This window comes from Xenorhabdus sp. Sc-CR9, assembly GCF_963897815.1.
In the GTDB taxonomy this organism is placed as follows: Bacteria; Pseudomonadota; Gammaproteobacteria; order Enterobacterales; family Enterobacteriaceae; genus Xenorhabdus.
This window is the reverse complement of record NZ_CAWQTY010000222.1, coordinates 1-23,915: the sequence shown is the minus strand read 5'-3', so window position 1 is coordinate 23,915 and position 23,915 is coordinate 1. Positions and strand designations below refer to the sequence as shown.

The 23,915-nt window shown below is 44.3% G+C and carries 15 protein-coding genes, 1 tRNA gene and 3 pseudogenes; 15 read left to right on the top strand and 4 right to left on the bottom strand.

Annotated elements, in window-relative coordinates; genetic code table 11:
- Positions 1 to 10: 10 nt before the first annotated feature.
- The 6 genes and pseudogenes from paaK (at position 11) to AACQ81_RS17625 (ending at position 7,198) form a co-directional block, all read left to right on the top strand.
- Entirely contained in the window at positions 11 to 1,354 is a 1,344-nt protein-coding gene (paaK, locus tag AACQ81_RS17655; RefSeq protein WP_237385744.1) for a phenylacetate--CoA ligase PaaK, read from the top strand.
- Positions 1,355 to 1,595: 241 nt separating this feature from the next.
- Positions 1,596 to 2,322, top strand: a pseudogene (locus AACQ81_RS19795) (IS110 family transposase); the annotation flags it as partial.
- An 802-nt stretch (positions 2,323 to 3,124) separates the two neighbouring features.
- Positions 3,125 to 3,661: a hypothetical protein gene (locus tag AACQ81_RS17640; protein ID WP_237385742.1), complete on the top strand. Its 537-nt coding sequence runs from the start codon at positions 3,125 to 3,127 to the stop codon at positions 3,659 to 3,661.
- Between the two features lie 16 nt (positions 3,662 to 3,677).
- Positions 3,678 to 4,934 (top strand): MFS transporter, encoded by a 1,257-nt coding sequence (locus tag AACQ81_RS17635; protein WP_237385741.1) that lies wholly within the window; start codon positions 3,678 to 3,680, stop codon positions 4,932 to 4,934.
- A 273-nt stretch (positions 4,935 to 5,207) separates the two neighbouring features.
- Positions 5,208 to 6,329, top strand: coding sequence for an ISAs1 family transposase (locus AACQ81_RS17630; RefSeq protein WP_237385740.1), 1,122 nt, complete (start codon positions 5,208 to 5,210; stop codon positions 6,327 to 6,329).
- A gap of 194 nt (positions 6,330 to 6,523) precedes the next feature.
- The gene (locus tag AACQ81_RS17625; RefSeq protein ID WP_237385739.1) at positions 6,524 to 7,198 is read left to right on the top strand and encodes an HAD-IB family hydrolase; all 675 of its coding nucleotides are present in this window, start codon (positions 6,524 to 6,526) and stop codon (positions 7,196 to 7,198) included.
- A 602-nt stretch (positions 7,199 to 7,800) separates the two neighbouring features.
- Here the strand turns inward: AACQ81_RS17625 and AACQ81_RS17620 are convergent.
- A pseudogene (locus AACQ81_RS17620) lies at positions 7,801 to 8,184 on the bottom strand (IS110 family transposase); the annotation flags it as partial.
- 143 nt (positions 8,185 to 8,327) lie between these two features.
- A pseudogene (locus AACQ81_RS17615) lies at positions 8,328 to 8,912 on the bottom strand (IS982 family transposase); the annotation flags it as partial.
- Positions 8,913 to 9,051: 139 nt separating this feature from the next.
- Here AACQ81_RS17615 and paaX point away from each other — a divergent pair.
- From paaX to AACQ81_RS17590, 5 genes are all read left to right on the top strand, one after another.
- Positions 9,052 to 9,981 carry a phenylacetic acid degradation operon negative regulatory protein PaaX gene (paaX, locus tag AACQ81_RS17610; RefSeq protein ID WP_237385738.1) on the top strand — a complete coding sequence of 310 codons (930 nt, stop codon included), beginning with the start codon at positions 9,052 to 9,054 and terminating at the stop codon, positions 9,979 to 9,981.
- 455 nt (positions 9,982 to 10,436) lie between these two features.
- Positions 10,437 to 11,618: a M20 metallopeptidase family protein gene (locus tag AACQ81_RS17605; protein WP_237385737.1), complete on the top strand. Its 1,182-nt coding sequence runs from the start codon at positions 10,437 to 10,439 to the stop codon at positions 11,616 to 11,618.
- A gap of 488 nt (positions 11,619 to 12,106) precedes the next feature.
- Positions 12,107 to 13,540, top strand: coding sequence for a PTS trehalose transporter subunit IIBC (gene treB / locus AACQ81_RS17600; RefSeq protein ID WP_237385736.1), 1,434 nt, complete (start codon positions 12,107 to 12,109; stop codon positions 13,538 to 13,540).
- A gap of 50 nt (positions 13,541 to 13,590) precedes the next feature.
- On the top strand, positions 13,591 to 15,255 hold the full coding sequence (treC, locus tag AACQ81_RS17595; RefSeq protein ID WP_237385735.1) for an alpha,alpha-phosphotrehalase: 1,665 nt from the start codon (positions 13,591 to 13,593) through the stop codon (positions 15,253 to 15,255).
- A gap of 396 nt (positions 15,256 to 15,651) precedes the next feature.
- The gene (locus AACQ81_RS17590; RefSeq protein ID WP_237385734.1) at positions 15,652 to 15,978 is read left to right on the top strand and encodes a lysozyme inhibitor LprI family protein; all 327 of its coding nucleotides are present in this window, start codon (positions 15,652 to 15,654) and stop codon (positions 15,976 to 15,978) included.
- Between the two features lie 91 nt (positions 15,979 to 16,069).
- On the opposite strand, the gene rsmJ is transcribed toward AACQ81_RS17590, so the two are convergent.
- Both rsmJ and prlC read right to left on the bottom strand, forming a co-directional pair.
- Positions 16,070 to 16,813, bottom strand: a complete 744-nt coding sequence (gene rsmJ / locus AACQ81_RS17585; protein WP_237385733.1) for a 16S rRNA (guanine(1516)-N(2))-methyltransferase RsmJ — start codon at positions 16,811 to 16,813, stop codon at positions 16,070 to 16,072.
- A gap of 6 nt (positions 16,814 to 16,819) precedes the next feature.
- Positions 16,820 to 18,862: an oligopeptidase A gene (gene prlC / locus AACQ81_RS17580; RefSeq protein ID WP_237385732.1), complete on the bottom strand. Its 2,043-nt coding sequence runs from the start codon at positions 18,860 to 18,862 to the stop codon at positions 16,820 to 16,822.
- Between the two features lie 224 nt (positions 18,863 to 19,086).
- Here prlC and AACQ81_RS17575 point away from each other — a divergent pair.
- From AACQ81_RS17575 to AACQ81_RS17560, 4 genes are all read left to right on the top strand, one after another.
- Positions 19,087 to 19,181, top strand: a tRNA-Sec gene (locus AACQ81_RS17575).
- 164 nt (positions 19,182 to 19,345) lie between these two features.
- Positions 19,346 to 20,560 carry a tyrosine-type recombinase/integrase gene (locus AACQ81_RS17570; protein ID WP_237385731.1) on the top strand — a complete coding sequence of 405 codons (1,215 nt, stop codon included), beginning with the start codon at positions 19,346 to 19,348 and terminating at the stop codon, positions 20,558 to 20,560.
- 434 nt (positions 20,561 to 20,994) lie between these two features.
- On the top strand, positions 20,995 to 21,201 hold the full coding sequence (locus AACQ81_RS17565; RefSeq protein ID WP_012987855.1) for a helix-turn-helix transcriptional regulator: 207 nt from the start codon (positions 20,995 to 20,997) through the stop codon (positions 21,199 to 21,201).
- A 99-nt stretch (positions 21,202 to 21,300) separates the two neighbouring features.
- Positions 21,301 to 23,739, top strand: a complete 2,439-nt coding sequence (locus AACQ81_RS17560; protein ID WP_237385730.1) for a toprim domain-containing protein — start codon at positions 21,301 to 21,303, stop codon at positions 23,737 to 23,739.
- The last annotated feature ends 176 nt before the right edge of the window (positions 23,740 to 23,915 follow it).

Genomic DNA, 23,915 nt, shown 5'->3' with positions numbered 1-23,915 from the left:
ACAGGAAATTATGAGCAACAACGTACATCATCTCGATCAACATTTAAAACAACACCTGCAACAACATCTGGACCCGATGGAATTCGCTTCACGAGATGAAATTCAGGCTCAGCAAGTTGAGCGCATGAAATGGACTCTCAATCACGCTTATCACAGTGTTCCCATGTACCGCCGCAAGTTTGATGAAGCAGGTATCCATCCGAGCGATTTCAAACAACCCGGAGACATCCAGAAATTCCCTTACACCACCAAACAAGATCTGCGTGATCACTACCCTTTTGATACCTTTGCCGTTCCAATGGAACAAATTGTACGCATCCATGCCTCATCCGGTACAACAGGACGGCCTACTGTCGTGGGTTACACCCGGCAGGATATCGACAATTGGTCAGATCTTATCGCCCGTAGCTTGCATTTTGCAGGCGTAAGCGCCAAAGACAAAATCCACGTTGCCTACGGCTATGGTCTGTTCACAGGAGGATTAGGCGCTCATTACGGTGCAGAACGGCTGGGAGCGGCAGTTATTCCGATGTCCGGTGGCAATACAGAAAAACAGGTGCAACTGATTCAGGACTTCAAACCTGATGTCATCATGATGACACCCTCCTACTGTCTGACACTGCTGGATGAACTGGAACGCCAAATGGGCGGAGATGCCAGCAAATGCTCATTGCGGGTCGGCATCTTCGGGGCGGAACCGTGGACGGCCGCCTTGCGTAACGAGATTGAAACACGCATGGGTATCAAGGCATTGGATATCTACGGCCTGTCCGAAGTCATGGGACCGGGCATAGCCATGGAATCTCTGGAATATGCCGACGGCTCCACCATTTGGGAAGATCATTTCTATCCAGAAGTGATTGATCCTGAAAATCTGAATGCCCTGCCGGAAGGAAAAACCGGAGAACTGGTTTTAACGACTCTCACCAGAGAAGCGATGCCCATGATCCGTTACCGTACCCGGGACCTGACACGCTTACTGCCCGGAACGGCACGCAACATGCGTCGCATGGACAGGATCACCGGACGCTCCGACGATATGCTGATCATCCGTGGCATCAACGTCTTTCCATCCCAAGTAGAAGAACAGATCATCCGCTTTAAAGAGTTGTCTCCCCACTATCAACTGGAAGTGAACCGCAACGGCAACCACGATTGCTTATCAATCAACGTGGAACTGAAAGAACCTGACCTGCTCAACCACGAACAATGCCTCGAACTCTGCCATCAGCTTCGTCATCACATTAAATCGATGATCGGACTCAGTACCGATGTCAGTATCGTCAACTGTGGCGTGCTCCCCCGCTCAGAAGGCAAGGCTGTTCGGGTCATCGACAACCGACCGCATGAATGATCTTTTGCCACCACAAGTTCAATGATGCCGAATTGCGGTGGCACTTCAACACCATTTTCCCAACACCATTTTCCCAACACTATTTTTTCCCAATACTGTTTTCCCTAAGAGCCTTTATATAGTTAACCTGAATTCCGTTTAAGCCGTCACTGAAAGTTTTCTTCCATTTTAGGCAGTAAGCAATTACACCACCTAAAACGGTCAATAGAAATAATGAAATGGACACCTCCCCTAAACGGCTAAACTGACGGTTTTCATTGCGCAACAACCCCCTTCAAAAATTGTCATGGAAGCCTGTGGTAGTGCAAATTATGGGAGTCGCCAATTTAAATGCTTTGGTCACGAAGTGAAGCAAATCAGTCCCCAATATGTCGCTCCCTTCAGAATGGGTAGCAAAAATGATAAAAATGATGCCATGGCTATTGTGGAAGCAGACAGTCGTCCGAGAATACGTTATGTGCCGGAAAAAACACAGGCACAGCAAGATATTCAGTCTTTGCATCGGGTTCGCCAGCGGCTAATGAAAAACAGAACGGCGCTGATTAATCAAATCCGGGGATTAGGCTTGGAATATGGCATTGCTATCCCAGAAAGCGCTCACAAAGTTGAGCAATGTTTGCCTGAATCTGGAAAACGCGGAAAATGACCTGACTCCAATGAGCCGTGAACTGTTTCAGGAACTGTTGTTTGAACTCAAAGAACAGCAGCAACGTCTGAAGGAACTGGATAAACTCCTCGATCACCTAAATGCGCAACAGGAAGATATCGGGCGGTTACTGACACTGCCGGGTATCGGTACGCTGGGTGCATCGGCTCTGATGGTCGCCTTGGGCGACAGCAAAGACTTCAAAAATAGCCGCCATTTTGCCAGCTATCTGGGACTGGTGCCAAGAGAACATCGCAGCGGAGGAAAAGTCAGGTTTAATGGCACTGACAACAAGGAAAATCACATCAATCAGATCGTACTGACGATTAATATCAGAGCGGGTTTCTTTAACAACAGATAAATGTTCAATTAGGGTCATAAGCAAGCGATTAGAAGAGAAATAAGGCTAATTAGATCATGCTATTATTTTTCATTCAATAGGTGTTAAAAAGTATGCTCGCGCCCTGATTACCGGGTTAATGCATTAATCCGGTAATATGGAGAAGACAAGCGCAGCGCGTCAGTATTCTATAGGCCAATATGATTATTGAGCCAATACAGTAATGCGAAAAAATCACTTCTCAGAAGTTGATACAACGTATTAAATCACATTACATGTGTTCATTCATGCAGTTACTTCTATTAGCATTTTGTTGATGCTATATTTATTTTAATATTATTTCTATGAGAGTTAAAATAAGGCTCATTATTTTCTCGGAAAAAAAATTATCTAAGGTAGGTTTTTAAAACCCCCATAGTTATCGAATTTAATAGCCATGACTCCTAAACAAGTTGAGTCTATTTTTTCTTTTTTATCAAAGGATAGTTCATGATTGTAACATTTAAAATAACTGCCCACATTCAATTAATATTAATGAGCTAACGTTATATGTTAATTATATATGAATGAAAGTAGAATGAGTTCAGATTACAGCGGAAACATAGGGTTATAAAATATGCTGAACTGATAAGATCATATAAAACAACTCTAATTATATAAAATTAGATTACATCTAAATATAAGTTGTTTATTACGAAATTCATTCCCATGATTAATTTCACTCAGAATGTGATTGTTAGTTGATGTAAATGAATTTGTCACAATAAGGTTAAAAGGAAAGATAATGACTGATATAGTCGTTGTGGGAGATCGTTTTGCTGAATTCAGTGAAAATGATAACGTATTTACTTTTTCTCAAGCGTTGAAATTTCTCTCCGCTGCTAAATATGAAGATAATTATCAGATTATCTTTGGGCAGGGGTTATCCAAAGAAAACATTGAGGAAATTAAAAATTCTTTATGTCGTGACACTGATAAAAAATTGCTATTAAACCATTCTCCCTTATTATGGGAAAAAACTCGGATTACGCATAAACATAAAAAGAAAAATGTTCTTATTTCTAAAACCATTAAAACAGGGGATATCTCATATCAATGTCATTTGTTGATTGATGACGACTGTGCGGAAATGACTGTCAGGTATTTTCGCCCAGGATTAAGAGGGGATTTTACTGCTGAATGTATTATCAACGTAATACAAAACAGCACTCTGTGCCTGTTCGTTACTATTAAATTTAGCGCAGTTGACAAAGAAAACCTAAGTTTAATTGAACAACAGATGGCAACAAAATCTCTCAGTCATCTGTATTTAATTAGTTAATTCGAGGAGTGCAAAAATGAAAGAAAAACCAGGAATTATTAGATATTTGATATTGGTAGCACTACTTGATTTTATTGGTTTGGGTATGGTGGTAGCGATATTCCCACATATGATGATCTCTGATGCTGTCTCTCTATTCCCGAACGATTGGGAGCACCAAAAAAAGGTGATTCTACTGGGAATTTTCCTTGCCATCTACCCGCTTGGACAGTTTTTTGGTGCTTCCATTTTGGGAAAAATGTCAGATAGTTATGGCCGCAGAAAGATGATGCTGATGACTATTGCGGGCACTGCAATCGCTTTTTCCATCAGTGCTTATGCCGTTATTGAAGCATCAGCGTGGCTTTTGTTATTTAGCCGTTTGTTAGCAGGGCTGATGGCGGGTAACGTGGCAATAGCACAAGCAAGCATGGCTGATATCAGTTCACCGAGCAATAAAACGAAAAACCTTACGATGATCCAAACTGCATTGGGTCTGGCTTGGGTCATCGGGCCACCGGTCGGAGGCTGGTTAACCCATTTTTCTCTGGGGCAATTCAGCGGATATATGACGCCATTTGTTATTATGGCTGCCATCTTTACTTTGTTATTCATTTATACGTTGGTTGCATACCCCGATACGCTAGAAACGCATACCCAAGAAAAAATAAATGCTTTTTCCGGCTTGGTGCAAATTGCAAAAGCCTACAGCCACGCTGAACTGAGAACTGCATTTGCTATCTGGACGATTTTTGTTGCAGGTTGGTGGTTATTTGAATCTTTCCTGCCCGCTTATCTGCTGGATATTTACCGTTTCAGCTCATTTCAGATTGGCACCTTTCTAGCGTCAATGGGGGCAACCTACGCGCTGTTCCAATATATTGTGGTAAGACACGTTGCCAAAGTCGCTAAACCTGAAAATATGGTGCGATATTCACTTGTGGTGTCATCACTTGCTGTCATGGCAATTTCAATGGCGAACAATGTGATTTATCTGCATATCTTAATTACCCTTTTCGTTACCTCTATGGGCTTTGCATTGCCTGGCCTGATAAGCAGTATTTCAAATCTTGCACCAGAGAATGAACAGGGTGAAATCATGGGTTCTATCAGTTCCATTCAGGCACTGGCCACGCTGATAGTCATGTTGTTGGGGGGCTTCCTTGATACCACGAATATTCGTGTAACCGTGGTGGGTGGCGGATTATTATTGTTAATGAGCTGGCTACTTTTTGTAGTGCGCCTGAAAGCTATTAATCGCAAAGCCATTAGCGACTATAAGGAGCTGCAATGAAAAGCCATTCGGAAAAGAGATAAATGATATTTCAATTTACTGGAATCAGCAGCGAATTTCGCATGTCGACTATCGTCAGTTGAACTGTTGCTATCAGTATATTCTTGCCATTCCCCAACCGGAAACTGAGCGGTTGCTGGAAGAGTATTTTGTTGAGGTACCGATTGCAGTGGAAAATTACGGTAACACCGGCCCTGCCAGGGCAATTGCATCTAAAATTCATTGACAAAGATTGAACTTCATGTCGTTATGCAGCTTTTAAAGTCAACCCTTATGTCCTCTGTCAGCCCTTTGTTACAGCATTTTGCCTCACTTGAAGACCCTCGTGTTCAACGAACTCAGCTGCATAGTCTAGAAAACATCCTGACTATCGCCATCTGCGCTGTGATTTGTGGTGCTGAAGGTTGGGTTGAAATCGAAGAATTTGGCGAATCTAAACAGGACTTCTTTACCCAATTTCTTGATCTCAACAATGGTATTCCCTCTCACGATACCTTTGGTCGTGTCTTTGCTGCACTTGATACTCAGGCTTTTGCCGACGGCTTCACCGCTTGGGTATCTACGCTGGCCCAAGGAATAGAAGAAGATATCGTCGCCATTGATGGCAAAACCCTGCGTCGTTCACTCGATAAAGCCAACGGCAAGGCAGCAGTCCATCTGGTTAGCGCCTTTGCCTGCACCAATCGCTTAGTCCTGGGGCAAGTGAAAGTGGATAGCAAATCCAATGAAATCACCGCGATCCCTAAGTTACTTCGCCGGTGGGTTTTATCCGGAAGTCTGGTGACGATGGATGCGATGGGGTGTCAGAAAACGATTGCTCGTCAGTTAGATGAAGCGGGAGCCGGTTATATCCTGCGCCTGAAAGAAAATCATCCCCACTTGTATGATGATGTCAGCCGTTATTTTGATGATGTCTCATCCCAACAGGCCCCCCTGTGCGAGTATGAAGAAGTGGATGCCGGACATGGCCGCATTGAGCGACGCACAGTACAAATGACCTCTGCTGATTGGTTGCCAGAAAAGGCGGCTTGGTGTGGTTTACACAGCATAATACGGGTGAGCCGTGAACGTCATGTAGGAAACGAGATGAGTCGGGAGAATTGTTATTTTATCAGCACGTTATTCCCGACTGAAGTTCAACGAGCCGCGACAGCGATCCGCAGTCACTGGCAAATAGAAACGCAACTCCATTGGTGTCTGGACATTGCATTTAATGAAGATCAGCAGCGGATGCGGGAGGGCAATGCGGCGGCTAATATGGCATTACTCAATAAAATCGCGTTGAATTTACTTCGGTTGTCCCCTACCAAAGCAGGGATTAAAGCCCGCCGCAAACGGGCGGGTTGGGATGACAAATATCTGCTTACGGTATTGGGTAAAGCCCAGCAAATTTAGATGCGATTGCCCTGCCGGCCCTGCATCCATCCCCCTGACTCTTTGCCATCATTTAAGTAACAACGGACAACAACCTGGAACCACTATTATGTCAGGGTTTGGCGTCGGCTTGTCTTGGGGAACGGTAGGGCTCAGCCTAAAGGATATTCGCGTATTTCCTCCCTTAACCTACGTCAGCTGAAGGAAACTTTGTTATGTCGTACTGTGTATTTTTAGATGTGGATGAAACGTTAATTAACTGTAAAACCCTGCTGGCTACGTTCAGATATTATTTGAACGAAGTGCATGGTGCTCCAGTGGGTGAAGCACGTTTTGCTTATATAATGGACACCCTATCTGATGCTCAGGCTGAAGGTCTCAACGATCGAGCTAGTTTAAATCAGCTTTACTACCGACACTTTGCCGGCATTGACGTAGCCAGTTTATCCGCCACCTGTGAATCTTGGTTTAATTCTATCGGTATAACACTGTTGAAAACCCAAGTATGGGACGAAATAGTACATCATCATCATCATCATCATCATCATCATCAGCATAATGCCCATATTGTGCTGGTGTCAGGTTCATATCACGCATGTCTGCAACCGCTTTCTCGCTATATCAAAGCTAATGCCGTCCTTTGCACCGAACTGGTTAGTACACAAGGCGTGTATACCGGGGAGCTACAAAGCTACCCGGTCATTGGCGAGGGTAAGGCTCGGCACATCACGGATTATATTATTCAGCATCGACTATCTTTACGTGGTTCCTTCGCTTACGGCGACCATCAGAGCGATGTACCCATGCTGGAAATGGCAGATAAAAAAGTGGTTGTCGATAACCACGACCTCTACTCTACCCTCTGTATTCGTTGGCCTGAACTGGAATAGATCAACAGTCAGCAAGAAGTAATACGATAGAAACTTTCTTTTTCAGATACAAATAGTACCATATTTTAGTTGATATGCCGCTTGGTCGAATATCTACATATTGACTTGTAGTTGAACAATCGTTCATGTCATCCATAAAGCTTTTTAAGGTGATGAGCAGAGGAAAAATGATGGTATGTTTTTTTCACCTTAACACAGAACAAACATTTGACCTCGTTCAGCCCAACCGATAAGGTATTTAGCTGTTACTCGTGGAGGATCTGCGTTAAACAGCGAAATAATCTATGGTCTTCCCCGTTTTTGCAACACTCATTTTGATGTATGGTTGGCTTGCTTAAATCTATCCGGCGTCTCTATGAGTATGGATACCCGCGCCACGATGAGTTCTGCGCCTGATGAACCTTAAAAACTCCCCGGCTTCAATGAGCCATTTTGTTTCTTAGGTTATTCATCAGGCCGATTGGCTGTTCATGTCATCAATAATCAGTCTTCGCAAAACCAGATGGATAACGTGTATTTCACTGTTTAATCATCAAGTTATTGAGTCAGCCAGCCTCTATTAGGCCTGATACTTATTTTGCCGAGTGGTGATTGCCCAAACGTGATTCTCTGACACGATGCAGTACTCTCATCGCCTGTTGCGTCTCCGTTCTCGGCTGGACAAAACGCATTGAGGGGCGTGATGCCGCTTCACATATCGCCTCTGCATCAACGAAATCATTTTTGTTACTTTTGACAAAAGGACGAACAAACTGCGGAGATATCAGCTTCGCATCATGGCCTAAATCAGCGATCCGGCGAGCCATAAAATGTGCACCCGCACAAGCTTCCATCACGACGGTAGTCGATATACACCCCGCTAAAAATTCCATTAATTTTGTGCGGGTAAATTTTTTACGCAGCATAGTCTTGCCGAATTTGTCCTGACAATGGATATGGAAAGAATGCTTGCCGAGATCGATACCAATAAGTGTGACGTTTTGCATGATGGACTCTCCAGAAAAAATACTCTATAAAGAGTATGGTTCACAAGGTGGGGAAGACCATCTCATTAACTCCCGTAGCCTGCAAGGGAGAGCAAATATTGCGGTACATCTGCACACTTTTGGAAACAAATATCGCTGGACAACAACCTTCCGATGTCACCATAAAGAGAACACGTTAATTCTTTTACTAATTCGCGAACCAGTTCCCGATCATCCACATGACCGGCGGTGACTTTGAGTGCCAGAATTTCGCCCTGATGGTTAACAATCAAGTGTAATTTGAAACCGTAAAACCACCCTATCGAGGTTTTTCCTCGCTGTGCCACCCCCTCAAACACCTTATAGCGGGGAATACGGATGTTATGACACACACGCAAACTCGTGGAATCAATAAAAGCAATTCCCGTGGGTTTTCCTTTTAATTGAGTCAGATAACTGCACAGTGGCACTAAAACGGAAGGGGCGACACTGACAAAACGGGTATAACTGAGCAGGGTTGGAAAATCGTGATGATGGTATTTCCAAATATGCTCCAGATAAAAATGTTTAAAATCAAGGTCATATGACATATGAAAGAGGATCAGGATGGTCATCATTTCACTGGGATACATGTGGCCTTGTCTGCGGCGTAGACGATGCCCCTTATCGAGACAAAATTGCTCCCATTGCGGAATGAAAAAACGACAAAAGTCATCGACATCGCAGAAAATTTCAACTAATTTGTTCATTGCCTGTTCCTTTTTAGAGCGGTTTTTGGTGTACACCAAAATTTTGCTCTTGGAACAGACACTTCGCCAATCCTTTATCCAGAATTCGGGCTAGTTATGCTAATGTCATGACACACTTTTGAGCAAATGACAGAGAAATATGGCACAAAAACTCGACGACTTTATTCAGCATGCCCTCGATGCCCAACCTATCAGCGGAACATCGCTGATCATCTCCTTATATGGGGATGCACTCAGCCACCGTGGCGGGGAAGTCTGGCTTGGCAGTCTGAGTCTTCTGTTAGAACCGATGGGTTTCAGTGACCGCTTCGTACGGACCGCTGTATTTCGCCTGCAAAAAGAGAAATGGCTTGAGGTAGAGAAACTGGGGCGGCGCAGTTATTACCGCATCACCGAACGCGGCATGAATCAATTCCGCCATGCAGAAAGTAAAATCTACCTCGGCGAGCCACCTGAATGGGACGGCAAATGGGATCTGCTGCTACTGGAAGGCACCAGCAAAAATGAACGTGCCCGACTGAAAAAAGAGTTGAGCTGGCTTGGATTCGGTCAACTCAACAACACTCTGATGGCGGCGCCAAGCAGTTCCCGAAGTGATATCCCTGCCCTGTTGGGAGAACTCAACGCCAGCGATTCCGTTATCTACTTCCGCGCCGATTATCCCTATCCACGTTCGGAACAGAGCCTGAAAGAGCGCGTCTCTGCCAGTTGGTCACTGGAACAGGTATCACAGCACTACCACGAATTTATCATCTCCTTCCGTCCCTTGATGGCACTGCTGCGGGATTGCCATGAAGAAGACCTGACACCGGAACGCGGCTTCCAGCTACGCCTGCTGCTGATCCACTTTTACCGTCGGGTGGTGCTTCGCGATCCACTATTGCCGGATGCCCTGCTGCCCACACAATGGGAAGGGCAGATTGCCCGTAACTTATGCTTCAATATCTATCAGCGCATTGACCCAGCTGCAACACGTTACGTCAGCGAACACTGTGAAACAACCATCGGTCAGTTACCCCCACCTGCGGCGGCGTACTACCGACGTTTTGGTGGCTTACACATCAAATAACCACCTGACTATAAGCGATTATTATGCCGGGCGTAAAAATCGGCGACGGCGCTGTTATTGACACTCGCGCATTAGTGACCAAAATTGCTTTTACCAAACTGTTGCAGATCTCAAACAGTTTGGTAATTATTATCACGTTGAAAAACAGATATAAGCATATTATTGGGTTGAAACTTAAAATGTTTGGACGGTTATATTGCTACGAGAAATCATGAATTGAATAGAAACTGATAAAAAACCATTTTATCATCATGCTATTTGAAATATTTTTAATATTATTTATCAATATATTGTTGTCAAGCGAGATATAAAAATTGGCCTTGCTACCATACTGAACTTATCTATTATTTACAATGATCATTGGCATAATATTTCCGGATGAATTGATGTGTAATAAATTCGAAATATGGAGAAACCTTTACTCAAATTATATTCAGTATAAAAGGGAGTAATCTATGAACGAGAATAAATATAACATAAGTGAAAAACTGTTCGCATTAAACGAATTCAGTAAAAAAACACGGCAATACTTACATAGAATTCCTGAATTATCGGGTCAGGAATTTAAAACATCTCAGTATTGCCATAATTTAATGCGTAATTTTGGTTACACCATCAAAACGTATGAAGGCTATACCGGTTTTATTGCTGACTTAATCATTGATCCGGAAAAACCGCTGATAGCATTACGCGCCGATATGGACGCTCTTGCTATGTCTGATATGACCAACAATGAGTATACCTCTATACATCCGGGCCGCGCCCATAACTGTGGTCATGATGTTCATATGACTGCCGCTCTGACTGCGGCCAACTATTTATCACAACATCAGGATAAGATGGATGCCAACGTACGTTTTATCTTCCAAATGGCCGAAGAAGATGTATACGTTCCCGGAGCGGATAAAATGGTCGAACTGGGTTGTATGGAAGGAGTCAGTGAAGTCTACGCACTGCATAATAACGCAATGCAAGAAACCGGACGTATCGATTTAGGTACGGGAATCATGTCCTCATGGGGAACAGCATGGACATTGGATGTATACGGTGTTTCCACCCATGCCTCAGCCCCCCAGAATGGGTTAGATGCCATCCGTGAAGTCGGTCGTATCCTTGATTACATGGATTATATCGTTGCCAAGAAAACAAACCCTTTCAGTCCTGCAGTACTCAGTTGCGGAGTGATAAAAGGAGGAACCGTCTCTAATGCCGTAGCCGACCACGTTCATGCTAAGGGAACTATCCGTGCAATGGATGAAGAAACGCATAGAATCCTAAAAGATAGTTTTCAAGAAATTCTTGCCCGCAGCAAGGATGGAGGATTTAAAACCGCAATCACCTATGCCGGTTATCCCCCAGTGGAGAACCACCCTTATGCACACCAGCGTATTCTGGAGGCTGCAAGCAAATTCTTGCCAGACGAAAATATTAACCCAAATAGTAGTCCCATAACTGCCAGTGAAGATTTCAGTTATATGATTAACGCCACTAAAGATCGCATCGGTGCAATGTTCATGCTCGGCAGCGGTAATACAGAAAAAGGAATCAGTAACTATCTGCACTCGAATCCTTATTTTGTTGACGATGACTGCATGTTGGTTGGGGCACAAATTTTTATTAATCTTGTAACGCATTAATTATTTTTCGCGTCCGGTAATGGCAGTACAAGCGGATCTGAGTTCTATTTCTAGATTAAAATATATCCCCGCCGCAAGCAGCGGGGTATTAAAATATGAAAATAAACTATCACCTTTACCGATAACAACAAAACCATTTATCTGGGTTGTGACTCGACAGAGTGTGAACCTTCCTTTATTTTATTCACCTTTGAGGTCATCAACCCATAACCCCAGGCTATTAATTTCATAACAAATTAAAAACAATGTAATTAATAAGAATTACAAATATAAGAGTTCTTTTAATGTCAATTGTGTGGCATAAAGTGTGATCCAAAACTCAAACAAAAAATATTTTTATATTAAAAAGTGTCAAATCTGACTAGGATAAATCTGCTATTACTTCAGTCTATTCATTATCTCATCACGAGAGTAATCATTCTGTTAATCGCATTGTTAACCTAAAACCCCCATTATTTATAACTCCTGCCATACCAAGGAGAAAAGGCATGAAGAAAAAACAAATAAATCAAAAGGATGTTGATAAACTTATCACCCTGATTGGCGGAAAAGAAAATATCGCTTCTGTCAGCCATTGCATTACCCGCCTCAGATTCGTTCTTAATGCGCCAGAAAACGCTGATGCTAAAGCTATTGAAGAACTCCCCATGGTCAAGGGTTGTTTCACCAATGCCGGGCAATTTCAGGTGGTTATTGGGACGAATGTGGATGTCTACTATAAAGCTCTGCTTGAAACCACAGGGAAACAATCTGTTAATAAAGAAGAGGTTAAACAGGCAGCTCGCCAAAATATGAAATGGTATGAAAATGCAATTTCACATTTTGCCGAGATCTTTTTCCCGCTATTGCCCGCCCTTATTAGTGGTGGTTTAATCCTCGGTTTTCGTAATCTTATCGGGGATATCCCATTCAGTGATGGTAAATCGCTCGCACAACTCCACCCTGTTTGGCAAAGCATCTATGATTTCCTCTGGTTGATCGGTGAAGCAATATTCTTCTACCTCCCTGTGGGTATCTGTTGGTCTGCCGTTAAAAAAATGGGCGGAACTCCTATTCTGGGGATTGTTCTGGGGATTACGCTGGTTTCCCCGCAATTGATGAATGCTTACCTGCTTGGACAGCAAGTCCCTGATGTCTGGAATTTTGGCTGGTTTACTATCTCCAAAGTCGGTTATCAAGCGCAAGTCATTCCTTCCTTATTGGCAGGCCTGACATTGGGATGGATTGAAACGCGTCTGAAAAAATGGGTGCCGGATTACCTCTATTTAGTTATCGTCCCTGTCACTTCTCTGCTATTAGCAGTTTTCCTTGCCCATGCTCTGATAGGCCCTGCCGGACGCACTATCGGTGATGGTGTTGCCTGGGCAGTGAAAGGGCTGATGACAGGTAGTTTTGCTCCCATCGGTGCCGCTCTGTTCGGTTTCTTCTATGCTCCGCTGGTTATTACAGGTGTACACCAAACTACTCTGGCAATCGATCTGCAAATGATTCAGAGTACTGGCGGAACACCGATCTGGCCTATTATTGCGCTATCCAATATTGCCCAAGGTTCAGCCGTTGTCGGTATTATCTGGGCAAGCAAGAAACAGAAAGAACGAGAAGTTTCCATCCCTGCGGCGATCTCAGCCTACCTCGGAGTGACTGAGCCTGCTATGTATGGTATCAACCTGAAATACCGTTATCCGATGTTCTGCTCAATGATTGGCGCTGGTCTGGCTGGGCTGGTTTGTGGTCTCAATCATGTGGTTGCCAATGGCATCGGTGTTGGTGGAATACCGGGCATTCTTTCCATCAAGCCTCAATTCTGGATGGTTTATCTGGTTGCCATGCTTATCGCAATCGTTGTGCCATCAGTGCTGACCATTCTGGCTTATCGCAGAAATGAACGTAAAGCTGCCCTGACCGGCGAAATAACTAATTAATTTATTAAATTCAATAAATTATCAAAAGTATTAAATTAATAGGTATAGTTATGACCGAACAAAAACCGTGGTGGATGGATAGTGTTATTTACCAGATTTATCCAAAAAGTTTTCAGGACAGTACCGGAAAAGGTACAGGAGATATCAATGGTATCACCCAACGGCTGGATTATTTACAGCACCTCGGTGTTGAGGCTATTTGGATAACCCCTATTTATCCATCTCCGCAAGTTGATAATGGCTATGATGTTGCCGATTACTGTGCCATTAACCCTGATTACGGCTCCATGGAAGACTTTGATAATCTGGTGCAAAACGCCCATCAACGTGGTATTCGCATCATTTTAGATATGGTTTTCAACCATACATCAACTCAACACCCATGGTTTCAGGCTGCTCAGGATATTCATAGCCCTTACCGCCAGTTTTATATCTGGCGGGATGGCGCTGAGAATTCCTTACCCAATAACTGGAAATCCAAGTTTGGCGGTAATGCGTGGCAATGGCATGCAGAGAGCGAACAGTATTACCTTCACCTGTTCGCAGTAGAGCAAGCCGATTTAAACTGGGAACATGAACCCGTCCGCGCCGAATTGAAAAAAATCTGCGAATTCTGGGGTGATCGCGGAGTGGATGGCTTGCGATTGGATGTCGTTAACCTTGTTTCAAAACAGCAGGATTATCCTGATGATGATCGCGGAGATGGTCGTCGATTCTATACTGATGGCCCACGGATACATGAATTCCTGCAAGAAATGAGCCGTGATGTTTTTCAACCGAAGGGGTTGATGACAGTTGGTGAAATGTCCTCTACCAGCCTTGAACACTGCCAGCGTTATAGTGCATTGAATGGAACGTCATTATCCATGACATTCAATTTTCACCATCTGAAAGTGGATTATCTGAATGGAGAGAAATGGACTCGTGCGAAGCCTGATTATGTTGAACTGAAAAAGATTTTCTCAACATGGCAACAGGGGATGCATCAAAAAGCATGGAACGCCCTCTTCTGGTGCAACCATGATCAGCCCCGTATTGTTTCCCGATTCGGCGATGAACACCAGTACTATAAAATATCCGCTAAAATGCTGGCAATGGTGCTACACGGTATGCAGGGTACTCCGTATATCTATCAGGGTGAAGAGTTGGGTATGACTAACCCACACTTTATGCGCATTGAAGACTATCGGGATATCGAAAGCCTGAATATGTATCAAGAACATATTGAAAAAGATATGCCGTCAGACGAGATTCTGGCAATTTTGGCGCAAAAATCTCGTGATAACAGCCGAACTCCCATGCAGTGGGATAGTTCAGCGAATGCCGGTTTTACCACAGGTACACCATGGATTACACCTTGCAGTAATTACCCTGAGATTAATGCTGAAGCTGTATTGCAGGATAAAGACTCAGTCTTCTATTGCTATCACGATTTAATCAAGTTGAGGAAACAGCAACCTGTTCTGACATACGGTGATTATCAGGATCTGCTTCCAGAACATCCGTCATTATGGTGTTATTTACGCCGCTGGCAGGATCAAACTCTGTTGGTTATTGCAAACCTTAGTGATAAAACACAACTGTGGTCACCTGAGCTTTCTCTCATACACAAAGACTGGCAAGTATTAATCAGTAACTATCAATCTTCTGTGAGTATCGAAAATGAAAGCAAGATCAAACCTTATGAAGCAATATATTTAATATCCTCAGAGTAATATTATTTATATATTGCCATTTTACATAGTGGTTTGTTTATAAAATGCTTTAAATATCATGCCTCATTAAATATAAATTGAGGTATGATATTTTTACCCGAACACATTATAAATAAAAAACACGAAAATAACTTCAAAATTCACCTCGATATTTTCAATCTTCTGCTACTCTTCTGCTACACTTGAAAAACAGCACATAAAAAAATCAAATACAATCACTCTCTAATATTGGAAGATAATTATGTCTAACCACACAAATATAGTTGGAATGACATCCGGTTATCCTGCAAATTAGACGCAACTGGCAAAGCACAGTCATTCACATACGAAAAAGTCGTACCACCAAAATTGCAAACTGGGCCGGAGCCTGTCGTTCCTCCTCATAAGGAGAACTAAATGAAGTATTTCTTTTTTCTATTAATTATCTTATCACCGCTTAGTTTTGCTGCCAGTTTTGATTGTGCCAAAGCCAAGACTCCTGATGAAAAAGCCATTTGCTCCAGCCCAAAACTAAATGATCTGGATGTGGAAATGAGTGTGAAATATCACTTTCTGCGAGGATTATTTGCCATGGGGGTATCGGGCGAAATGTATGATAACCAAACAACATGGCTGAAACAACGGCAGAAGTGCAAAGGAGATACGGCTTGTCTGATGCAAAGTTACCACCAACGCATTAAGCAACTTGATACTTTGTATAATTCAATAGAGAAACCGATTTGATAGAAAGAATGAGAAGCTTAAGGGGGATTTTCTTTCCTGATACGAATAAACCCCATGAGGACATAGGGCTTATTCCTTTAACAAAAACAGTTCAACAGGGATAAATATCGAAGCGGTGGTTTTTGGTTGTAATTGCGGCTGAGGCTTTAACGTCTGCCAGTGGTTCAGCATAGTCAGGCCTTTTCACCACAACCCTGCGTTTTGCCAGAGCACGAGCGGGTTCCAGTAAACTATCCGCATCCTCATCAGCACCCACCAGAGATTGAAAAACACGCATCTCTTTTTTGACCAACGCACTCTTTTGCTTATGCGGATACATTGGGTCAAGATAAACAACATCCGGTTGTGGAGTGATATCCGTCAATGCTGTAATACTTGAAGCATGGATCAGCGTCATGCGCTCTTTCAACCAACCGCCTATTTTTTCATCCTGATAGCCCCGTTGCAGGCCATTATCCAGCAATGCCGCCACGACAGGATTGCGTTCCAGCATTCTGACCTGACAACCAATACTGGCCAGAACAAAAGCATCCCGCCCCAATCCGGCGGTGGCATCCACAATGGTGGGCAAATAATCTTTCTTGATACCCACAGCTTTGGCGACCGCTTCGCCACGACCGCCACCAAAACGGCGACGGTGTGCCATTGTTCCCGCTACAAAATCGACATAAATCCCGCCCAGCTTCGGCTCATCGCGCTTACGCAATTCCAGCCGTTCGGGAGTCAGTACCAGAGCCATGACTGAATCTTCATCATGAACCAGATTCCAGCGTTCAGCCAATAACGATAAGGCGCTGTTATCAGCGCCTTCTTCACAAATCAAACAAATCTTCACAAGTTATTATCCACCGATGCCGTAGCTCTTCAGCATAGCATCCAGTTTTGGTTCACGGCCACGGAAGCGTACAAACAGCGCCATTGGATCTTCTGAGCCACCACGGGACAAGATATTGTCAAGGAATGATTGACCTGTGGTGCGATTGAAAATTCCCTCTTCAGAGAAGCGGGAATAGGCATCCGCTGCCAGAACATCAGCCCACAGATAGCTGTAGTAGCCTGCGCCATAGCCGCCGTTAAAAATATGACTAAAGGAGTGCGGGAAACGTCCCCAATCAGGAGATGGTACAACAGAAACGAATTTTTTCACTGAGCGCAGCGTTTCCAGAATTTGTGCTCCCTTGGCTGGGTCATAATCCACGTGCAGGCGGAAATCAAACTGACCAAACTCAAGTTGACGCAGAATTCGCATAGCAGCCTGATAATTTTTGGCGGCCAGCATATTATCCAGCATTTCCTTCGGCAGTGGTTCCTTCGTTTCATAATGACCGGAGATAAACGCCAGCGCGTCAGGCTCCCAACACCAGTTTTCCATAAACTGGCTTGGACACTCTACCGCATCCCACGGTACGCCATTGATACCGGCAACATCCAGAATTTCAATCTGGGTCAGCATCTGGTGCAATCCGTGCCCGAACTCATGGAACAGCGTTGTGACTTCACCGTGCGTGAACAAAGCAGGCTGGTCACCGACTGGTTTGTTGAAGTTACAAATCAGATAAGCAATAGGATTTTGCACCTCGCCGGAAGCGTGGCGCATTCTGTCGATATAATTGTTCATCCATGCACCGCCACGTTTATTTTCACGGGCGTAGAGATCCAAATAGAAACTGCCTAGCAATACCTGCTTATCATCATACAACTCAAAGAAACGTACATCAGGATGCCATGTATCTACATCGTGGCGCTCTTTGGCAGTGATGCCATAAATGCGGCGAACGACTTCAAACAGCCCTTCCAGTACACGTTGTTCAGGGAAGTATGGTCGCAATTCTTCATCATTGATGGAGAAGTCATGCTGTTTCTGCTTCTCGCTGTAATACGCCAGATCCCATGCATCCAGCTCATCAACCCAGTAGTGAGATTCAGCAAAATCAGCGAGTTCTTCCAACTCTTCCTTACCTTGCTGGTGAGCGCGTTTGGTTAAATCGCTCAGAAAATCTAGCACTTGCTGAGGTGTCTTAGCCATTTTTGTGGCGAGGGAGTTTTCAGCATAGTTCTTGAAGCCCAGCAATTGAGAGAGTTCATGGCGCAACGCGAGGATTTCAGCCATGATTTCACTGTTATCCCATTTACCGGCATCAGGCCCTTGATCGGAAGCACGAGTCGTATAAGCGTGATACATTTCTTTGCGCAGGTCGCAATCATCGGCATAAGTCATGACTGGCAGATAACTTGGCGCATTCAGCGTCAGCAGCCAGCCATTCTGATCTTTGGCTTCTGCGGCAGCTTTAGCTGCGGCTTTAGCACTTTCAGGCAGGCCGTCCAGATCACTCTCATCAGTAATCAGCTTGGTCCATCCCATTGTGGCATCCAGCACATTATTGCCAAATTTCGAACCCAGCTCAGATAAACGGGCAGTAATTTCACCGTAACGTTTCTGTTTTTCTTCTGGCAAGCCAATACCGCTCAATTCAAAATCACGTAAGGTATTTTCAACCGCCTTACGCTGTGGCTGGGAAATAGCCTCAAAGTTATCACTTGCTTTCAGCGATTTATACGCCTGATATAACCCTTTGTGCTGTCCCAGCCAAGTATCAAATTCGGAGAGCAGGGGCAGGCTTTGCTCATAAACTTCGCGCAGCTCAGGGCTATTCTTGACCGAATTAAGGTGAGAAACCGGTGACCACACACGAGAAAGTTTATCTTTCTCTTCAGAGATGGGCTGACACAGATTATCCCAAGTAAAAGTCGAGTGTTGGGATAAAATATTTTCAATGACCTGACGGTAGTTGGCTAACGTCTCTTTCACAGCAGGCACGACATGTTTCGGTTCAATTGCAGAGAATTTAGGCAATGCAGAAAATGTCAGTAACGGATTTGTCATAATGAGCGCCTTTTATGTGTAGTTGGGTATGTACTGAGACCAGCCATTATCCCAATGGGTTGTTGACGATAGATGGGGATAAGATAACGTGAGTTCAATGCTAATGCCGCACTTTTATGATAAGAATTCCGCTCTTTTTATATCAGAGATCTGTGATGTGATGAAGGAGTTTAGATGTTTCGGGAGACACGCTATAATCCTCGTTCCTCATCAGTTTCCTTAATGGAAGATCATCGTCCCCGGTGGGGCGGCTGGACTTCAAATCCAGATGGGATCGCCAGCGATCCCCGGCAGGTTCGACTCCTGTGATCTTCCGCCATTTGTTGTCTAGTATCGTCTTTTGCTTTCAATAAAAACCTTTAATTTCATCAAATTGATTGGATTGTTAGTCTTATTTTGTCTAACTTAATCTATTGAAATCCACTATCAATTGGGGGTATATATAGGGGTATAAAATGTACCCTCTAAAAGAGATACCCCCAAATGAAATTAACCGCCCGTCAAGTGGATACCTGTAAGCCAAAGGAAAAAGACTATAAATTGTCTGATGGTGGCGGTTTGTATCTGTTGGTTAAGCAAAGTGGTTCAAAATATTGGCGGTTGAAGTACCGAATTAACCACAAAGAGAAGCTACTCGCATTGGGTGTTTATCCCGATACTTCTTTGGCTGAGGCAAGAAAGAAACGCGAGGAAGCTAAGAAATTAATTGCAGAGGGACAAGATCCAAATATTGATAAAAAGCAGAAGAAATTAGCCAGTCAACACAAACTAAACAATACATTCGAAGCTATCACGAGAGAGTGGCATAAATCCAAAGCTGACAGATGGTCATTACGTTATCGTGATGAAATTATTGATACCTTTGAAAAGGATATTTTCCCTTATATCGGTCATCGTCCCATATCAGAAATAAAGCCTTTGGAATTACTTGAAGTGCTTAAAAAATTGGAAGCCAGAGGTGCATTAGAGAAAATGAGGAAAGTTCGTCAACGTTGTGGCGAGGTTTTTAAATATGCCATTGTTACGGGACGTGCGGAATATAACCCTGCCCCCGATCTTGCCAGCGCACTGGCTTCACCTAAAAAACAGCACTTCCCTTTTTTGACCGCACAAGAGTTACCTTTTTTCCTGAAAGACTTATCTGCTTATACAGGTAGTGTAATCACAAAAACAGCAACACGAATTATTATGCTTACGGGGGTTAGAACGCAGGAGTTACGTTATGCGAGATGGGAAGATATCGATCTTGATAATGCTATTTGGGAAGTCCCTGAGCATATTATGAAAATGAGACGGCCTCATATCGTTCCATTATCTCAGCAATGTGTCGTATTGCTTAAAGCATTGAAGTTAATTACAGGTGATTATCCGTTGGTGTTTATTGGCCGGAATAATCGCAGTAAACCGATAAGTAAAGAAAGTATCAATCAGGTAATAGAGCTTTTGGGATACAAAGGAAGGCTTACAGGCCACGGCTTCCGCCATACCATGAGCACTATCCTGCATGAACAAGGCTATAACACGGCTTGGATTGAAACTCAGCTTGCCCATGTTGATAAGAACAGCATCCGGGGAACTTACAATCACGCCCAATATCTGGATGGTCGTAGGGAAATGCTGCAATGGTATGCAGACCATATGGAGATGCTGGAACGCGGTGAAAATGTCTTGATCGGAAAATTTGGCAAAAGGGTGTAAAGATGCGGTGATTTTTTACACACCTGTGCCCGGGGCACAAGCGACTGTTTTTCATACTATCTACAGATGGCTGATACAAGAACGTAAAGGTACGGTTGTTTTTCACACCACGTTGGTAGTGCCAACAGAGCTATTTTTCATACAGCTTAGATATGTGGTGCTTTTTTATTCTTTGTTGGCAGTGCCAACAAAGTTATTTTTTTATACAGAACATGGATGATGGATGTTTTTTAGACTGTGTTGGAGGCTCCAACAGTGACTGATTTTCATACAGAATACAATTGGGGAGCTGATACTCCCTATAAACCGATAAATTTCACAAATGGAGTAAACAATTAATGCTGTTCATTTAATCTTGCTTTTTAAATAATCCGCCTGTCATCAAACAACGTCCACGATGAGCGCTCAGGGACTCGGTAACAGGAGAAAATAATATGACAATGACAGCACCGAAAGAAAATCTTATTCGTTTGCCCGAAGTTCAGCGCAGAACGGGTTATAGCAAGGCGTGGATCTACAAATTGATCAGCGATGGAGAATTCCCGAAACAAATCAAACTCGGCTCTCGTTCTATCGCGTTTATCGAATCAGAAATTGATAACTGGATTGCGCAGCGTATCGCGGGATCACGGGCGGCATAACACATGACATAAGACACGTAATATAAAAGAGCAACGCCCCAGTGTGCGACGAACACAACTGAGGCGTCTGACCAACAACCGTTAATTGAGGTAACGATGATGGCTGATATACAGCATACCCAAACTCACCCTAAATTTACATCTTCAGATAAGACAGCTCGTCAAAAACCGCTCGACCTGATCCAAACTGTGAAAAAATCTGCCATGTATCATTGGGAAAATCTGTTGCCTGCGTGTGGCATCGATATCCCGGCGAAAGACAAGCATGGAGCCTGCCCGATTTGTGGCGGTACTGACCGTTTTCACTTTATCGACGATCATCATCATGGCAACTGGCATTGCCGCCAGTGTGATACGCCGAACTATAGTGATGGGCTGGATTTGGTAGCAAAAACCAAAGGAATCTCTATTACTGAAGCGGCTAAAATTGTTGCGGATGTACTGGCATTACCTCTGCCTGAACCCAAACCAGCCAGAAAAATCATTCAAACAACACAGCCGATTGCCGACAGCGTGGCGGCTCTGATGGCGCAGACAGTTGCCGGACAATCTCCCTATCTGACCGCAAAGGGGCTGCATTACCCTAATCAGCGACTGCTGTCTGATAATTCGGCAGTGTTGCGACTCGCAACACTGGACGGAAAAGTAACAGGTGCGCAGATCATCAAACCGAATGGCGAGAAAAAATTACTCACTGGCAGCCAGAAGAAAGGTGCATTTATTGCTCTGTCAACGCTGGAAGAACGTCCCGATACGGTCATTATTACCGAAGGTTACGCCACGGCACTCACGGTTAACCAACTCTGTAAAGGGACTGTTTTGGCAGCACTGGACGCAGGCAATGTGTTCTTCGTTGCTCAATCAGTCAGAGAAAGCTGGCCGGAGACGAAAATTATTATTGCCGCCGATAACGACTGGCATCATTCCGGTGAACTGGATAAAAACGGTAAACCGAAAGTGAATACCGGTAAAATCTCGGCAGAAAAAGCGGCCATTGCAGTGAATGGCTGGATCACGTTACCGCCGACAGAACATAAAGCCGATTGGGACGACTACCGCCAACAACACGGTGTAAAAACGGCAAAGCAGGCGTTTGCTCAGGGACTTTATCAACCGGCACCCATAACGAAAAAAGCTGCGATCCAGCCCAATGATGCCGAATCGTCAAAACTGACCTTATGCCAGATGGGAGCCAGTCAGCGCGGAGAAGTGTTACTGGCACGTTATGACGGTGATTTGGCATTGGATGGCGCTTCGGAAACTGTTCATCACTATGATGGTATTGTCTGGCGTCCGGTCAGTAACCGCGATTTACAGCGGGAAATGGTGGCGGCTTTTATGGAAGAAAAAATGCCGTACTCACCGCACGGTATCAGCGCTGCTGTGGATGCACTGAAATTACAGCTTCCCATGATGAACTCGCCAGAACGCCATTTAATCGGGTTCCGTAATGGGGTATTTGACCTGAAAATCGGTCATTTCCGGCCTCATCACAAACATGACTGGCTGCTGCTTGCTAACGACGTTGAATTCAATTCCCCCGTTTCGGGGGAAACCCTGCAAAGCCATTCCCCCCGATTCTGGCATTGGCTTAGCCGAGCAACGGCACACTGTGAAAATAAAGCAGAAAGAGTGCTGGCCGCGCTGTTTATGGTGCTGGCAAACCGTTACGACTGGCAGTTGTTTCTGGAAGTTACCGGCGCCGGAGGCAGTGGTAAAAGCATTTTTGCTGAAATTTGTTCAATGCTGGCAGGCAAAGGCAATACGGTTTCTGCCAGTATGGCCGCACTGGAAAACCCACGGGAGCGGGCGCTGATTGTCGGATATTCGCTGATTATCCTGCCCGACCAGACCCGCTATGTGGGCGACGGTTCCGGCATCAAGGCCATCACAGGCGGGGATGAAGTCGCCATTGACCCGAAGCACAAACAGCCTTATTCAACCCGAATTCCTGCTGTGGTGCTGGCAGTGAACAATAACGCCATGAGCTTCAGTGATCGCAGTGGCGGAGTGTCGCGGCGTCGGGTGATTTTCAACTTCTCCGAAGTCGTGCCGGAAAACGAACGTGATCCGCTTCTGCGGGATAAAATCGCGGCAGAACTGCCTGTCATTATCCGGCAACTGCTTCACCGGTTTGCTGACCCTCAAAAAGCACGGCAACTGTTAGCGGAGCAACAAAAATCCGCAGAAGCACTGGATATTAAACGCGGTACAGATCCGCTGGTCGATTTTTGCGGCTATCTGGTGGCTTCCCATGAAGCTGATGGATTGTTAATCGGCAATGCGGAAATCGTGCCGTTCAATCCCCGCAAATACCTCTATCACGCCTACCTTGCCTATATGAAAGGCAACAACCTGAATAAACCCATTTCCGTGACCCGATTCGGTATGGATATGCCGGGCGCACTGTCCGAGTACAGCCAGCATTACCTGCGTAAGAAAAGCAAACAGGGCATTCGCAGCAATCTGAGTCTGAATATCGATACCGCTATCGAATGGCTGCCGAAACTGACAAGGGATAACCTGCCAGAAGAATAACTTTTTTCACACAAATAAAGATTTCCTAAAAATATAAAAAAGTGTTCACTACTGTTCACCTTATGATTTAAACCAGATATATCAATGTATTGTAGGGTGAATAGTTATTTTTAAACTGTTCACAAGTCTTCACCTCTGTTCACCTTTTTCTGATTTAAAGGTGAAGGGTTGAGTGA